The sequence below is a fragment of the Tautonia marina genome (genome assembly GCF_009177065.1).
Lineage (GTDB): Bacteria > Planctomycetota > Planctomycetia > Isosphaerales > Isosphaeraceae > Tautonia > Tautonia marina.
The window spans coordinates 177,954-194,445 of record NZ_WEZF01000007.1; the positions used below are offsets into that span (position 1 = coordinate 177,954).

General features: G+C 67.2%; 8 protein-coding genes and 1 tRNA gene. All 9 read right to left on the reverse strand.

Going from position 1 to position 16,492, the window contains the following annotated elements:
- Positions 1–17 precede the first annotated feature (17 nt).
- Positions 18–6,389 (reverse strand): hypothetical protein, encoded by a 6,372-nt coding sequence (locus tag GA615_RS10785; RefSeq protein WP_152051300.1) that lies wholly within the window; start codon positions 6,387–6,389, stop codon positions 18–20.
- A gap of 419 nt (positions 6,390–6,808) precedes the next feature.
- Positions 6,809–7,783: an amidohydrolase family protein gene (locus GA615_RS10790; protein ID WP_152051301.1), complete on the reverse strand. Its 975-nt coding sequence runs from the start codon at positions 7,781–7,783 to the stop codon at positions 6,809–6,811.
- Positions 7,784–7,978: 195 nt separating this feature from the next.
- Positions 7,979–8,395: an alkyl hydroperoxide reductase gene (locus tag GA615_RS10795; protein ID WP_152051302.1), complete on the reverse strand. Its 417-nt coding sequence runs from the start codon at positions 8,393–8,395 to the stop codon at positions 7,979–7,981.
- Positions 8,396–8,436: 41 nt separating this feature from the next.
- Positions 8,437–8,784: a DoxX family protein gene (locus GA615_RS10800; protein ID WP_161602277.1), complete on the reverse strand. Its 348-nt coding sequence runs from the start codon at positions 8,782–8,784 to the stop codon at positions 8,437–8,439.
- A gap of 441 nt (positions 8,785–9,225) precedes the next feature.
- Positions 9,226–12,465 (reverse strand): efflux RND transporter permease subunit, encoded by a 3,240-nt coding sequence (locus tag GA615_RS10805; RefSeq protein WP_152051304.1) that lies wholly within the window; start codon positions 12,463–12,465, stop codon positions 9,226–9,228.
- Between the two features lie 80 nt (positions 12,466–12,545).
- A complete protein-coding gene (locus GA615_RS10810; RefSeq protein ID WP_152051305.1) occupies positions 12,546–13,838 on the reverse strand; it encodes an efflux RND transporter periplasmic adaptor subunit in 1,293 nt (430 codons plus the stop codon).
- 585 nt (positions 13,839–14,423) lie between these two features.
- Positions 14,424–14,822: a transposase gene (locus GA615_RS10815; RefSeq protein ID WP_152051306.1), complete on the reverse strand. Its 399-nt coding sequence runs from the start codon at positions 14,820–14,822 to the stop codon at positions 14,424–14,426.
- A gap of 268 nt (positions 14,823–15,090) precedes the next feature.
- Positions 15,091–15,166: transfer RNA gene (locus GA615_RS10820), tRNA-Ser, on the reverse strand.
- A gap of 194 nt (positions 15,167–15,360) precedes the next feature.
- Positions 15,361–16,341, reverse strand: a complete 981-nt coding sequence (locus GA615_RS10825; protein ID WP_152051307.1) for a ParA family protein — start codon at positions 16,339–16,341, stop codon at positions 15,361–15,363.
- Positions 16,342–16,492 lie beyond the last annotated feature (151 nt).

The window sequence follows — 16,492 nt, forward strand, 5'->3', positions numbered from 1 at the left end:
CCGGTCGAGCCAAAGGGTCACGCTTCCCACCCCTTGAGGCGTTCGACGACCTCCATCACCTCTCGCCTCCGCTTCTCGAACAGGGCGAAGGCCGCGAGGATGAGAATCCCGGCCACGATCCCGCTGGCGGCCCAGATCCAGGTCTGACGCAGATCAACCGCGGCGTACCAGATCATGGCAAAGATTGATAATCCCAAAAACGCCAGGCCCAGGAACAGGAACCCCCGCACCCGAAGCGCAATGCCCGCGAAGATGCCGAGCAACGACAGACCGCCCAGCACCAGGGGAAGCCACGGGTCCTGCGCCACGCCGTTGAGGATCAGGTCGGCCGTCGAGGACAGATACACGGCCCCCGCCGCCACGTGGCGCACCGAGGCCGATTGCGCTGCGCTGAGGCGATCGCGGCTCAAATACGCCCCGACCAGCACACAGAGGGCCGGCGGGACGACCCAGAACTGCGGATGCTCCATCAGGCCAAACCCCTCGCGACGGCCGAGGACCGTCCAGAGCCCCGCGTTGAACGCCAGGGCCGCCACGGCTCCGAAGCCGATCGACGACCGCAAGAGGGCGAGCGTCGCATACACGCCACCGGCCAGGACGAAGAAGACCGTGTCCTCTCCCGGCGTCGGCTCCAGCCAGAAGGCCCCAAGCAACGGCAAGACGGGCAAGACGGCACCGGTGCGCTCCAGGGGGTCGGCCAGCACAAGCCTCCCCTGGCGCCGGAACAGCTCTCCCAGGCCCACCCCCGTAAACGCCAGGCCAATCACGATCAACGGCCAGTAGCGGGCAAAGATGCCCGTGAACAGCCAGGGCATCGTCAGTCCCAGGTGCAAGGCCAGCAGGGCAAGCAGCCCTTCCGCCCCGTAAACGTAGACCGTTCTCCGAGACTCGGGAAGCCCCAGGGGATCGCGACCGGGGACGATCGCCGCGAAGAGACTCGCGACCACCGCTCCCAGCAGCGTCACCGCGACGGCCACGAGCCCCGGGGCCGAGATCGCCACGGCCGATCCCTCAATTTTCGCAAACAGCTCGCCGCCAATCACCACAACCAGGGCCACCGCCGCCAGGCCCAGCAAGGGCGGCACCAGTCGCCGGGCGGCTCGGGCCCAGTGGACGGCCCGAGGGGCGATCTTGACCAGTCCGACTCCGTATCCGGCGGCCGATGCCAGCAGGGCGACCATCACGGCGACGCCTCGATCGAGCACGACCGTGGCCGAACTCGGATCGATCCAGGCCCATCCCCAGGCCACCGCCCCCGCCGAACCGAACCCGAGCGCCGTGGCTCGGACGATCGATCGCCGTTCTCCCCTCGCCAGCAAACCGACTGCCAACGCCGTCGCCAACGCCGCCTTGCCTGCGGAGAAGCGCGGCACGAGATCCGGATGGGTTGACACGACCCCGAAGGCCAGTCCCACCACCACCGCCGAGAGCATGATGTTCGCCGGGATCAGCCAGCCAAGGCCGACATCCGGGTTGTCAGTGTCGGTCGATCGCGGCATTCTCAAGCGGTCGCCCAGGCGTCGGAACCCAGTCCGGGCGCTCCAGAGGGCTCCGGCAATCACCGCGTAGACCGCCAGCACCACCGCACCGATCCAGGCGAGCATCGATCCGGGCAGATCAAACCCGGCCACGAACCAACCCGCCGCACCAAGCCCGAGAAGGTAAAGGCCGGCCACCTCGGACCGCGACCGCTCATCCCAGAACCCGGCCGACAGGGCAATCCCCACCGCGCCGATCGTCACCGGCCAGGCCAGGCCGAGCGTCGGCCCATCCCAGCCTCCTGCCGCATCACCGAGCACCCAGAACATCACCATCACAACGAGCGACAGCACGGCTCCCCAGGCTGCAACTCGATGGAAGGGGACCGCTCCAGGGCGCAAATCGAGCGATCGAGCCGGTCGGATCACCCACAGTTCAATGACGAGCCAGAGCGGTACGGGCACAGCCAGGGCGATCATATTTATGATCATAAACCCATCAAAGGTCTCCCCAAGCCACGCATTCGAATCCCCGAACCACCAGAGCGTGGTTCCCAGGTTCTGCAAGATCCCGGCCGCATACAGGAATCCTCTCCCCGCCGACCACCCCGCCAGGGCCGTCGAGAGTACGACCGAGGCCGCCAGGCCCCCGACCGTCCACCAGAGCGGATCGTGCGGGTCGCTCTCATACGCTCGCAGGGCGAATAGAACAATCACTCCGGTGGTGATCGCGGCCCATCGGGTCACGCCCTTGCCGCGCCCTTCGCGTGGCACCGCCGCCCGCAACCCGCGCCGATTCCAGGCGACCAGCAGCAGTCCGCACGCCGTCACGGCCTGAACGATCATCATCGCATGGTAGGTCAGCCAGTTCCCCGCATCGCTCCGGGCCGTCCCAAAGGCCAGCAGCGCACCGATCGCCAGCGTCCACGGAGCGAGCATGTCGATCGAGAACGAGCGGGCAGCCCCCTTCGCCTTGCCGAGCACCGCGCCGAGGGTCAAGATCACGGCGAGCCAGCCGACAGGATCGGCAATCGCCTCCCGCGCAGGCATCGGCAACGGATCGACGAGCAACCCAAACCCGCCGACCAGCACCACGAGCCCCACAAACGCGACCGGCAAGGCCACCTGCACCGCCATCGCGGCCCCTCCCGGCGAGAGCTTCTCCACCTCCCACCGTCGCCGACCGACCTCAACGACTCCCATCCAGCCGATCGCATACGCTGAACCGACAATCGCATTGAGCTGCGCCAGCCGGAGCCAGAGCATCGGATCGTCCGGTACGGTCGGCACCCTTCCCGAGAGCAACAGCCCGACCGTCGCGCCGAAGCTCAACAGCAGGCCCCCGGCCAGGGCAAACCCCGACGATCGCTCCCGGATCGCGTAGCCAACCAGCGTCAGGGCGACCAGCAGGATCGGCGGCGCGTACGACGCCGCCAGGCCAATCCGACCGAAGAACGACCCCGGCGACGGCCCCAGAATCGGATCGCCCCTCAACACCGAGCCGACCACCAGGGCCGACACCGCCACCAGAGCCAGCGCCCCCATCGCAATCATCAGACCGCCGGCCACTCGCATGACGCCCGATCGGCCTGATTTCTCGCCCGTCTCCCACATCCTGGCAACCGCGAGGGCCACAGTCCCAAGCAGGGCCAGCACGATGAACACCAGACCGACCAACTCCCACAGATCCGACAGGTCCGGATCGATCGGATGCACCCAGAGGGCCGCGCTGGCGACAAACGACGCCATCGCCATCACAGGCAGGGCGGCGATCGCCACCACCAGGCCGATCGCCATTGGCCCGAGCCCGCCCAGCCGCTCGGGTTCGATCCGCCAGCCGATCCGATCGGCCACCGAGCCCAGCCATCCCCGAGCCCAGATCGGCACCGAGAGCGCCAGCAAGGCCAATGCTCCTCCCCATCGCAGGGCCGAGGCCACTGCCACATCCCCTTCCCATCGACCGGCCGCCAGAGGGACGACCATCGAAGCCACCAGCATCGCTCCCAGCAGGTCGAGCCTCCGGAACCGCTCCCACTGCCCGAGCACGAGCGTCAGCAGGACCGATCCGAGCAAGAGCCACGATCCCAGGCCAAGCGCCGCGTCATGGGCGATCCCAGGAATTTCGAATGCCCGGGCCGCCGGCACAAGCCGTCCCTCGATCGTCTCGTACCCTCCTTGAAATGCTGCGAGGTCAGCAAACACTCGTGGGGAAAGTTCCTGAGCCACCCCCGGCACCACGCCGTACACGGCCAGGCCGACCAGCACCACCACGGCACTCCAGAGCGTCAGCCGGTCAAACGTCGGCCAGGAGGGCTCCATCAGCCGTCGGGCCGTCACCCGGCGATCCGGCTTCTGCCCACGCTCGGCCACCGCTCGAATCCCGATCCGCACGCCCACCCAGCCCAGGGCGAACAGGGCCAGGGCAATCCCCTCGGCCTGAAGGGTGCGCGGATCGAGCCAGAGCGTCGTCTCATCAACGAGCCAGGCACGTTGATCGACGAACCACGGACGCCCTTCGATCCACGACGCCACCGCGAAGCCCACCGATCCGGCCATCGCCGCCTGGAACGCCCAGAACATCCCCGGCGACACGAACCGCCAGGCGAGCACACCCCAGACGCCCGAGAGCCATAGCAGATGCACCGCCAGATCCATCGGCGCGGCCGTCGGCACGAGCCAGACCAGGCGAACCGCCGCCGCCACCGAGGTCAGGAAGGCGGAGAGAACCAGGGCCCGCCCGATCGGGCCAAAGTCGCCGGAACCTCGCCATCGGCTCCCGAGCATCATCGGGACGAGCGCGGCGATCGTCGCGTGTCCGAGCAGGCTCGACGACCAGGGCAACGCCAGGCCCCACGCCTCGCCATACCGGAAGACGAACCCCTGAACCAGGGCCGCGAGCAGCAATACCGAGGCAACCCAGCCCAGGGCACCCGGCTCCGCAGACCGGCCCATGCCGCCCGCCGCAGGCATCCGGGACGCCACGACCGCCCCGAGCATCGCCCCGATCGCCAGGGCACCATAGGCCCACGTCGCGCCGGTCGGATCGCCCGGTATCCCCAGGCCGTGCCATGTCACCAGGCCCAGCCCGAGCAAACCGGCCAGGACCGAAACCAGGGCAATGGCCCGGGCTTCCAGCGTCCGACCGAGCCGAACGCTCCCCGCCACCATCGCCTCGAGGAACAGGGCAATCCCCACCAGCGCCGAACCGCTTCCGGCAGAGGTCAGCGCCGCCGTCATTTCCGCCGATTCGCCTCCGGTCCATGGCAAATCGCCGGAGATCACCTGCGTCACCACCACCGCCGCCAGGGCGAGCGACGCCCCCCCCAGTGCCAGGGCGGCGGGCAAAGCGAAGGCCAGGGCGATGGCCACCAGTACCGCGGCATTCACGGCCGCCACCACGGTCATTCCGGCCGGTTCGGGCCAGGCTAGGGCCACGCCGCCGAGCATCACCAGCGCCCCGGCCGCGGCGATCGACCCGCCCGCGATCCGATGCACGACCATCGACGACGAGGCCTGTCTCCATCCCATCAGGCCCGCCGCCAAGCTCGGCATGCCGGCCAGCGGAGCCAGTACGGCCAGTTGACGCAGCACGCTCACCGTCGATCCAGTCCGTTGCAACAAGGCACCGATCGCCACCGCCGCGGCGAAGGCCGTCAGCCCGAGCGTTCGAAAGAGCCGATCCGCCGCCGCCTCATCGAATTCCAGGGTGCGACGCTCCGCGAGCATCGCGCCGAGGGTCGCCCCCGCATGGGCCAACAAGGGCAGGGCACCGATCGCCAGCAGCGCCGCCCCTTCCAGGCCCGATCGCCCCCACCATCCGACCGCCAGAATCGCCGCCGATGGCATGACCACTCCCATCGCCGTCGCCCAGGGGACCGAAGCCCGGATCGCCTGCGACCCCTTGCCGATCAACACTGCGAACCCCGTCAGCGTGATCAGCTCCCCGACCAGGAGCGGGATACCGACCCCTTCCGTTCCTCGGGCCAGCACAACCGTCAGCACGCTGAGCGGCACGAGCAAGGTTGCGATCCCGAGGAGCCCTCCCGCAGTCGTCGCCAGCCCCCAACGCCGATCGGCATGACGACCGACCCCGAAGAACGCCGCCACCACCCCATTCGCCAGCGCGAACCGGAGGATCGGCCGCTCGGCAATCCGGTCCCAGTAGCCGATGACCAGGGCCAGCGAGCAGCCGACGATCAAGAGGCCCCCGACCAGCTCTCCCCAACGGATGTTCCGCTCCTCCATGAACGCCGCGAGCAGGCCGCCAAGGCTCGTCTTGCGTCCCGTCGCTGCGGGCTCCTCGGATGCGGGAACGGAAACGGGTTCCGGCTCCGCCTGCTTCGCCTCGCGGTAGGCACGGACACGGGCGGCCACATCCAGTCGGGGGGTGATCGCCTCCTGAGGCGTTCCCTCCACCCCTGGAAATTCCGGCTCGGTCGGCGAGATCGGAGCAGAGACGGGCTCGGGCTGCTCGATCGGAGCTGGAGCAATCGGCCGGGGCGTCCTCGGGGCCGATGGTTCCTTCGCACGAACGGCCGATGGCCCTGAGAGCTGTTCCCACTCGGCAATCAACCCCTGCGCGATGCGATCCGAGTCCTCGACCGAGAGCAAACCGACCTCTCGGTAGCGACGGAGCCGCTTCAACAACTGTCCGACTAATGCTCGGGTCTGTCGGGAATCGTCCGGCCTCGGAGGGTCCGGCCAGTGGCAGACAAGACAGCCGCGTCCGTTCGGCCGCACCTCCCAGACTTCTCCGCATTGGGGGCAAAGCGCAGTCGTGACCGGCTGAAGCGGTTCCGAACCGATCGCCCTCCTGATCGCCCGAATCGTGGCCCAAAACGCCACCCAGATCCCGTGCCCCACCAGAACGACGATCACCAGCACGATCAGGAACCAGATCAGCTCATCCATCGCTCGTCTCCCACTCGTGCGGTTCGACCTCTTGATCGGAGCCAGGTCGCCGGCCGATGCTGTCACGCTCAAGATTCGGAAACGGTGCTCGGGGGCCTCGTTCCCATGCCCCTCGCGCACAACGACGCCCGACGCGGGCCGCCCTCCTCCTCCCCTCCTGACAATCGGGCGACCGGTCGTGCCACGACCGAGCATCTCGGCCGGAGTCGATTCCGACGGGCAACCGCTCCGTCCTCTCCGTCGGGAACGGATTCGAGCACCGTTCCCGAGTCAGGTCCGCAGTGACCGATCACTCGGTAACATCGGGAATTCGGTCCGCACTGCGACCCCGACTCCCGTCCAAAATCGGGGCCAATCGGGATGGCGCTCGCCCATCACCACGAGCGAGCCCCCGCGCCCCCGACGCCCGCCCCGTCCCATCAATCGGCCAGACGATAAACGCGCATCGCGTTGTCGTGGAACAACTTCTTGCGATTGACAAGGCTGCGGTCGGCGACCACCACCTTCAGCGCCTCGGTCCACTGGCGAAGGCTGGCGGCTCGGGTGCAGACAGGCCAGTCTCCCCCGAAGACCACGCGATCGGGGCCGAAGCAATCGAGGACGTGGGTGATGATCGGGGCCAGGTCGTCCGGAGTCCAGGTCTCCGGGTTGGCCGAGGCGACAATCCCCGAAACCTTGCAGACCAGATTCTCTCGCTCGGCCAGCCGCGCCAGATCGTCTCGCCAGGCGGAATGGTCGGCCGCCTGGACGTTCGGATTCCCGCAGTGGTCGAGAATAAAGAACGTGTCCGGACAGGCATCCACGAGCCGGGCGCCATCGCGCAGCTCTCCGGGTCGCATGCAGAGGTCGAAGCTCAGGCCCCGCTCCCCGAGCAGCCGGATGCCTCGGATGAACTCCGGCTCCAGGCACGTTCCCGGCGGCGTGCCCCCACCATGCAGCACCTGACGGACCCCTTTGACCTCTGGGCTGTCCCTGAAGCGATCGAGATAGGTTCCGAAGGCGTCGGACGCCGGCCTTCCGCCAATGACGGCACCGACCAGGGGCTCGACCCCTCGACGGCAGAGATCGACCACGAACTCGGCCTCAGCCACATGCTGCGCCGGGTCGACATCTACCTCCATGTAGACCCCTCTGACCACGTTCAACCCTTCGGCGGCCTCCCGGTAATCGTCGGGCAGGTAATGCCGGGCCAGGGGTCCGCCTCCCTCCAGCCAGGGCAACCGAAAGCGATCGAGATCCCAGAGATGCACATGCGTATCAATGATCGGCACGTCCCCCTCGCTCTGGCGAGCCGCCGGCCCCTCATCGCCCGAGGCCTCGACCCGTCTTCCCATCCGCGTGCCGCAGGCGGCCAGGAACGCCGCACTTCCCAGGAATCGCCGTCGGTTTGTCATCGTCCGCCGCTCCCCGATCGTCGCCGGTCGGGCCGAAAAAGGAGAGACCACGCCTCGCCACTGGTGGCCGACCCGGGCCGAGGGCTTCCGCCCTCTCGATCGCTCATCCTACCACCGGCTCGACCGACTTCCGAGGACTCACAATTCCCAGGAGAAGACGGAGAACGATGACGAACTTTCGCTTCGGAACGCCGATCAGGTCGCCTCCACCACTTCCGGACAGGCCGATTCCCGCCGGCCTCGCATCCCTTCCTGATACGCGCCCCACAAGATCAAGGCGAAGGGAATCCACCAGACCAGGTCGTTCGAGAGCAAGATCGCCCCAAACTTCAAAGGGAGCGATCCCTGCCACAACGCCTGAGCAAAACCGATCGGCCCGAAGATCTTGCCCAGGAACCCGACCAGCACGATCGGCCAGTGTCGATACGGATCAAACGCCGCGATGGCATAGCCGATGCCGTACACCCCCACGATCATCCCGATGCACTGCCACAACTCCGGATAATTCGGAGCCTCCATCCCGGCCCAGGTAAAGAGGGCACTCGGGAAGACCACCGCCCAGGCCCCGAACACCAGGTTGTACGCCGCCGCCGCCAGCAGCCATCCCTTCATCCAGGCGGCTCCCGACCTCGGTCCCCTGTTCTCAGGTCTGATCATCGCTGCTCCTCCTTCCAGGTCAGTCGGTATGCCGCGGCCACGAAGACCGCCTGAAAGACCAGGCGGCCCCAGAGCAGGACAGGATCACGAATCCCGAACATTTCGATCCCATTCCAGGCCACATGCACATGGGCCGGCAAAATCGCCACAAAATAGGCCACCAGGCACCACGCCGTGAGTCTTCTCAGCCGAGGCACCCACAGCCCCAACGCCGCCGCCAGTTCCAGCACCCCCGTCACATAAATGATCGTCAGATGCCAAGGCAGATACGGCGGCATCGCCGGCATGAAGACGTTCGGAGCAATCAAATGCACCACCCCGGCCACCGCCAGAATGCCGCTCATCACCCCTCGGATCCGCTGCTCCATCATCCCCCCCCAACCGTCATCGAAATTCCCCCTCCTTCGTTATGCACCTCCCGTCCAGTCCCCCCCCAATCCCCCCCTGATCTCGCCGAGATCGCCTGGGCTTGGCCGACTCTGCCCGAAGCCGTGAAGGCTGGCATCCTGGCGATGGTCCGCGCCTCCTCGGGTGGAAAGGAGATGCGATGAGCCGTGCTCGATCCCGAGCGCGTGCGTCTTCTCCTCGAAGCGCTTCGAGCCGACACATACATCGGGACCGCTTGCCAAGCGACCGGGATCAGCCGAAGCACGCTGCACCGATGGCTGGAGTGGGGACGATCAAGATCCCCTCGATCGAGCGTTTCGACGGGAGTACCGGGACGCATCTGGCTGGCCGGGGAGTGACCGTGACCGGCCGGGCGGCGGCCGAGGACGGCGGCCTGCTCAGGAGGACAGGACCGGTTCTGACCGATCCGCCTCGAGGCTCGACTCCTCGGACCGGGCCGGGGCCGGTCGACGACGGAACAGCCCGCTGAGGTCATCCAGGTAGGAATAGATGACCGGGACGGCCAGCAGGGTGAGCAGCAGCGACATCATCTGGCCGCCGACGGTCAGCACGGCGATCGACCGTCGTTCCTCGGCCCCCGGCCCCGTGGCGATGAGCAGCGGCAGCAGGCCCGCCACGAAGGCGACGGTGGTCATCAGGATCGGCCGCAGGCGGTCCCGGTTGGCCCGGATGATCGCATCGTACCGATCGAGACTCTGAGCCCGGAGCACGTTCATGTGATCGACTTGCAGGATTGCCGCCTTCTTCACCACACCGAAGAGGACGAGGATCCCCAGCGCCGAGTAGACGTTCAGCGTCTCCCCGCCCCAGGCCAGGCTGAGCAGGCCGAAGGGGATGGCCAGCGGCAGCGAGAGGAGGATGGTGAAGGGGTGGATCAGGTGCTCGTACTGCGCGGCGAGCACAATATACATAAAAACGAATGAGAGGACGAAGGTCCATCGGAAGTCGTCGAAGGTGCGCTCCAGTTCCCGGCCGCCGCCGAGGACTCGGGTCTCCATCTCGGGGGGGATGCCCATCTCGACAGCGGCGGCCTGGAGAGCCTCAATCCGGCCGCCGAGCGAGTAGCCGGGGGCGACGTTGGCCCGGACGGCGACCATCCGCTGGCGGTCGAGGCGGTCGATCCGGGCGGCGGCGTTGCCGATCCGGAAGGAGACGACGTTGTCGATCCGGGTCAGGACCGGTTCGGTAGGAGCCTCCCGGGCGGCCGAGGCGACCCCCCGGCGATCGATGCTGGGGTTGGCCCTCACGAAAAGCTGCGAGATAGACTGGACGTCGCTCCGGTCGACGCCGACGAGCCTCAGCTCGACGTCGTAGGCGTCGTCAACCGTCTCGTCGCGGTACCGGGAGACGCGGTCGTCGCCGCCAACGGCCACGCGGAGCGTGTCGGCGATCTCCCTCACGTCGACGCCGAGCACGGCGGCCCGCTCCCGCTTGATATCGACCAGAAGCTCCGGCTTGTCGAGTTGCAGGGTGGTCGTCAGGTCGACAATGCCCGGGATCTCCTCAGCTCGTGCCTTCAGGGCGTCGGCGAAGGCGGCCAACTGGATCAGGTCGGGGCCGGTGATCGAGAAGTCGATGTCGACCGGGGCCCCCTGGCGCAACGAGGTCAGGTTCCGCACCGAGACGCGCACCCCGGGGACGACCTTCAGGCGCTCGCGGACGGCGACCATCTTTTCCTGCTGGCTGAAGTTCCCCCGGAATGCCTCCCCCGGATCCCCTCTGAGCAGCCCCTGGAAGAGTCGTCCGAGGGAGAAAGTCCTCGACTCGATGTCCTGGAGCCTCACGAACATCTGGCCTCGGTTGACCGATCCCCACCCGCCGATGGTGGTGAGCACGGTCGTCACGCCCGGCTCGGCGAGCAGGAATTCCTCGGCCACCCGCATCGCCTCGTCGGTGGAGACGAGGCTGGCCCCCTCCCCAGTCTCGACCCGAATCTCGAACTCCGACTCGTCCACGTTCGTGGGGATGTAATCTCGTTTAACATAACTGTACAGGGTGATGTTCGACGCGATGACCAGGACCGAGACGATCAGGACCAGCCAGCGGAACCGCATCGCCAGGCCAAGCAGGCCGAGGTAGCTTCGCTCGATGACGCCGTAGAATCCTCGGCGGGAGCCGGGGTGCTCGGGGTCCGGCATGCCGGGCCTCAGCAGCTTGCTGCACATCATGGGGGTCAGGCTGAAGCTGACGAGCATCGAGACGAGGATGGCCACCGATGCCGTGATGCCGAACTCGTAGAGCATCCGCCCGGTCACGCTGGAAAGGAACGAGACGGGCAGGAAGACGATGATCAGCGAGAGGGTCGTCGCCAGCACCGCCGGACCGATCTCCCGGGTCCCCCGGATGGCCGCCTCATAGGGGTCCATCCCGCGCTCCTCGATGCAGTGGAAGATGTTCTCCAGCACCACGATGGCATCGTCGATCACCACGCCGACCATCAGCACGAGCGCCAGCATCGTCATGTTGTTCAGGGTGAACCCGAACATCTTCATGAAGGCGAACGTGGCCACGATGGAGGCCGGGATTGCCACCGAGGCGATGATGGTCGATCGCCAGGACCTCATGAACGCCAGCACCGTCAGGCAGGCGAGGATGCTGCCCACGACCAGGTGGGACTCGATCTCGTGCAGGGCGGCGACGATGTAGCGGGACTGGTCCTGGATCAGCTCAAGCGTCACGTCCGGGGGGAGCATCGCCCGGGCTCGTTCCAGCCGGGCCTTGACCCCCTCGACCACCCGGACGGTGTTCTCACCGGACTGCCGCTGGACCTGGATGATCACCGCGGGGGCGCCGTTGAGCCGGGCGGCCGTGCGGACCTCCTTGGTCCCGTCGGTCACGGTCCCCAGGTCCTGGAGGCGGATCGGCCGGCCGTTGACAGTCGAGACGACGAGCTCGGGGAACTCCTCGGAGGTGTCGACGCGGCCGAGGGTCCGCAGGGCACGCTCGCGGGGACCCTCGTCCACCAGGCCACCGGGGACCTCGGCGTTCTGCCTCGCGATGGCGTCCCGGACCTGGAGGATCGAGAGCTGGTGCGAGGCGAGCCGGGGGGCATCGATCTCGACCCGGATGGCCCGCTCCTCGGCGCCGGAGATCGTCACCTCGCCGACCCCCGGCGCCGACTCGATGACGTTCTTTACCGAGCGGTCGGCCAGCAGGTACAGCTCCTTCGCGGATCGGGGGCCGGAGACGGCCAGCGAGAGGATCGGCGAGGAGTCGAGGTCGCGCTTCTGGACGACGGGCGGGTCGATCCCGGGGGGGAGCAGGTTGAGCACGCCGGCCACGGCGTCGCGGATGTCCTGGGCGCCGGCGTCGGAGTTCCGGTTGAGGTCGAAGGTGACGATCACGAAGGACTGGCCGTCCCGGGAGATCGACCGGAGCTCGTCGATGCCGGCAACGGTGGCGACGGCGTCCTCGATGACCTGGGAGACCTCCGATTCGACCTCGGTCGAGGCGGCGCCCGGGTAGGTCGTCCGCACGTAGACCGTCGGCAGGTCCATGTTCGGGAAGCGGTCGACCCCCAGCTGGGGGAAGGCGGCGATGCCGGCCACGACGAATGCCGTGATGAGCATCATCGCGAACACGGGCCGCTTGACGCAGAGCTCGGAGAGCCAGTACATGGGACCTCTTCCGCGAGGGGCAGGGGCCGAAGGCCGGGGAATCGGAGGGGGGAGGACGCGACGGATCCGAGCCGATCCGGTCAGGGGCTCGGGGACTCGTCGGGGTGTTCGCCGTCGCCGCCATCGTTGGGGAGGGCGGCGATCTCCATCGGGATCTCGACCGGGGCAGGGCGGCCGAGGGAGCCGTCGAGGAGAACCTGCTCGCCAGGCTCAAGGCCGTCGAGGATCTCGATGAGGTCGTCTCGATGGCCCCCCAGCTCGACCGGCTGCTCGACGGCGCTCCCGTCGACCACCTTCCAGACCTTCCGGGTGCCGGCGAACTCGACGACGGCCGATTTCGGCAGCGCGATAATCCGACGGGACTGGTCGAGGACCACCTCCCCCTGGGAGAACTGGCCGGCCTGGATGGCGTGGTCGGGGTTGGGGACGCTCGCCTCGAAAAGGACGGAGCGGCTGAAGGGGTCGATCGAGGGGCTGATCCGGGTGATCGTCACCTCGGGGAGCTCGGGGCCGGTCTCCACCCGGAGCCGGACGAGCTGGCCGATCGCCAGGCTGGAGGCGAACAGCTCGGGGACCGTCCCCCGGTAGCGGAGCGGGTCGTCCCGGATCAGGGTGGCAACGGGGGCGCCAACCTGGACGTACATGCCGGGGGAGACGTGGCGGTCCTGGATCCGGGCGTCAAAGGGGGCGCGGATCTCGGCGTCCTCCAGAGCCTGCCGGGCCAGCTCGAGCTGGGCGGTGCGGACCTTGGCGGTGGCGATCAGCTCCCGGACGGAATTGATGGCCGAGGCGTGCCGGGCTCGGGCCACCTGTTCGGCGGTCAGGGCGGTCTCGTACTCGATGTCGGTGGCGACCTGGCGGTTGCGGAGGGCGGCGGAGCGCTCCCGGTCGGCCCGGGCCTGGTCCCAGAGGGCTTTCTGCTCGAGGACGATCGGGCAGGCTTCGGGCTCGAGGTCGTCGAGCGGGTCCTCGAGGTCGAGGCCGATGGCGGCCCTCGCCTGGATCAGCTCGGCCTCAGCCTGTCGGACCTGCTCCTGAAGCTCCCGGCGGTCGAGCGAGGCGAGCACGGTGCCGGCCTCGACGAAGTCGCCGAGGTCGACGTGGACCTTGTCGATCCGGCCGGCGACCTTCGCGCCGACGACGGTGGTCTCGTCGGCCACGAGGTTTCCCTGCGTGGCTACTTCGCTGGGCCACTGCTGCTCGGAAACCTCGACCACCGTGGCCCGGATCGGCGAGGGGGTGGGCGTCGCGGTGGCCGCGACCCCCTCGGACTCGGAGCAACCGGCCGAACCGGCCGTCAGGGCGAGCAGCAGCCCGAGGAGTAGGAACTCGGGGGTGCCGGAAGGACCTCGGAGAGTTGGGTGGCCGGGCATGGTCTTTGCGTCCTCGAGGGGGGGGCGGCACGGGCCTCGGCGGGGATGAGGCGGGGCGGTCGGGCAGGTGAGGCGGACGTCCCGGGAGACGCCGAGGTCAAACGCGGCCATCGCCCGCCGGGGAGGCGGTCGATCCGATCCGATACCAATAAGTGCGTCGTCAGGCGGGGGATAGGGCGGCGTTCAGATCTAAAATTGCCCGATCGGAGGCGCCCGTCAACACCCCAGCGGCCGGGAGACCGCCTCGGAGGGCCGATGGCCAGGTGAAACGCGACCCCGGGATTGGACCATTACGCCAGTCAAGACTGGCCCTCCCAGGAGCAGGACGATTACAAAGCCTCGTTCGGCCGTTTATCCCTTGCCGTCGTAAGGACTTCCCGTTCCCGCCCAAGGGCCGCCTCCGATGGATGTGACACCGAATCCACTGAATCACGAACCATTGAGGGCGACGGCCCAGTGGAAGCCGGACGCCCCGTGAACGACCTCGGGGTGGTCCATCAGCCACCGGCACCACTCGGCCAACGGCTCCTCCATCGCCTCCAGGTCCTCAACACCCTGGTTGGCCACCGCCTCACGCAGCAGCGGTCAGAGCGGCTCGACCGGCTGCAACTCCGGGTTCTTCGGCGGCAACCGGTGCAGGAACACGTTTGCAGGGACCTCCAAACGCTTGGCGAGGTGCCAACCGGCGTTGTCGACCAACACGACTAGCAGCTTGCGGCCCTCCGGATCGGCCCAGCGGGCGAAATCCGCCAGGGCCGCGGCCATCCACTCGGTGTTCGCCGCCGGCAGGATCAGCTCCAGGCTCCGGCCGCTCGCCGGGTGGACGAAGCCAGAGACGGAGAGCCTCTGGCACTTCGTGCGGCCATGCGCCGTGGGCCGCTGGCCCTTGAGCGACCAGCCCCGCCGGGCGATCAGCTTGAGCCCCAGCTGGGCCTCATCTTCGGCCCAGAGCTCGAGGGTCTGCTCCGGATGCCTGCGGCGCAGCCCGAGGCCCCGGGCCGTCGATCTGGAAGGGGCCGCCGCGCTGCCTTACCTCGGCCCCGATCTTCCGAGCCCCGAGGGGCAGGCCGCGATCGGGACCGACGGACGCATCAGCGAGCGCCTTGCCCACCCGAGGGGAGGGAACACGTCGAACACGGTCGGTTACTGGCGAGAACGCCGACACGTCCACCTTCGCTTCCGATCGGCGCAAAGAGAACCCCGAGAAGCCCTTAGACGTCTCGGGGCGGGTGGTATCGTCTGCTGTCGCAAGTAGCGGCGGAGGGACTCGAACCCCCGACACGCGGATTATGATTCCGCGAAGCGATTACGCTAACTTACAACCCGCCAAGCCTTTACGTCTTGCTTCTGTTCCCGTTGCCCCTTATTTGCCCCACGAGGCCCCCGAGACGCCCCCAGACCTGGCCGAAGTGATTGCCTCGTGGGAGGTGCTGCCCGAAGCTGTGAAGGCCGGGATCATGGCGATGGTCCGGGCCTCCTCGGGTGGGGAAGCGACAGGGTGAGTCGGTCGCGGCCTGAACGATCAGGTCAAGGCATCCTCGAAATCAACGACATCGGCTTTCGCCCTGGAAGTCTTGCCGAGGGAGAAACGGTCGAGAAGGTCACGGATTTTGGTCCCGAAGCTGATCTTCGGGGGAGGCTCGGGGGTGTGGCCGTCGCAGCGTTGTTCAAGCTCACGGGCGACCCTGCGGACGTTGTCGTAATAGGTATCGAATCGGGCCTTGAGCGTCCGAAAGTCGATCGTCTCGTCAGTGCTCGTCGCGAGCTTGGGGGTATCGGGCAAGAAATTATTGAAGACCGGGGGCATGGCCTTCTGGCTGGACGCTTCGAGAATTTGGGGGAGCTTGGTGCGATATTGCTGGGTGCGTTTGTCGGTCTTATTGAGGACCATTCCGACGATCTTCGGGACCGGCTCTTGATTCAGGTCGCAGGCGTAGTCGATGAGTTCGAACGTGTCCGGGAGGCCGTTCAGTGAAATCTGGTTCGGCTCGATCGGGATGAGGACGAAATCGCTCATGACGAGGCCGTTCACGACCAGCGTATGACGCTGATCGACGTGACTCGGGAGATCGACGAGCACGAAGTCATATGCGCTCAGCGATGGCTTGAGGTAGTCGCGGAAAAGGCCCGCGTCCTTCGTACGGTGCATCCGTTCCTCGATGTCGAGGATGCCGGGCTTGTCGGGGACAAGGACATCAATCCGAGCGAGTGGTGTGCCCTTCACCATGCTGGCAGGGCGTTCCGTGATGTAATCGTTGGGTTGCGCCAGGGACCTCCGAGTCCGCAAGAGCCTGTCCGCGAGCTTGGTGATACTCCGATGACTCTGGACGGCATGAGCAACCTCACGATGCCCGAGCAGGGAGCAGGAACTCGATGCCTGCGAGTCGAGGTCGATCACAAGGACTCGTTTCTTACGATTGGATGACAGGAATTCGGCAACGCCGACGGTTAGAGTCGATTTCCCCACTCCGCCCTTGTTGTTGTAAATCGAGACGACGTGCATTGCGCGGCTCCGAGGAATCTCTACATGTTCAGGAGGACTCCCTGCCCGGTTCAGTCATCCTTCAAATCATTGAACCATGAAATTGACCTTGAAGACATCTCCTTGTGACCTTTCGAGCGTGATGAAAATCACCCAAGAATCCCTCCCCGCA

Coding starts and splice junctions, on each gene's coding strand:
- GA615_RS10795 (WP_152051302.1), bottom strand. CDS start 8,395: ATGAAGGGATGGCTGCTGGCGGCGGCGGCGTACAACCTGGTGTTCGGG.
- GA615_RS10825 (WP_152051307.1), bottom strand. CDS start 16,341: ATGCACGTCGTCTCGATTTACAACAACAAGGGCGGAGTGGGGAAATCG.
- GA615_RS10800 (WP_161602277.1), bottom strand. CDS start 8,784: ATGAGCGGCATTCTGGCGGTGGCCGGGGTGGTGCATTTGATTGCTCCG.
- GA615_RS10805 (WP_152051304.1), bottom strand. CDS start 12,465: ATGTACTGGCTCTCCGAGCTCTGCGTCAAGCGGCCCGTGTTCGCGATG.
- GA615_RS10785 (WP_152051300.1), bottom strand. CDS start 6,389: ATGGATGAGCTGATCTGGTTCCTGATCGTGCTGGTGATCGTCGTTCTG.
- GA615_RS10790 (WP_152051301.1), bottom strand. CDS start 7,783: ATGACAAACCGACGGCGATTCCTGGGAAGTGCGGCGTTCCTGGCCGCC.
- GA615_RS10810 (WP_152051305.1), bottom strand. CDS start 13,838: ATGCCCGGCCACCCAACTCTCCGAGGTCCTTCCGGCACCCCCGAGTTC.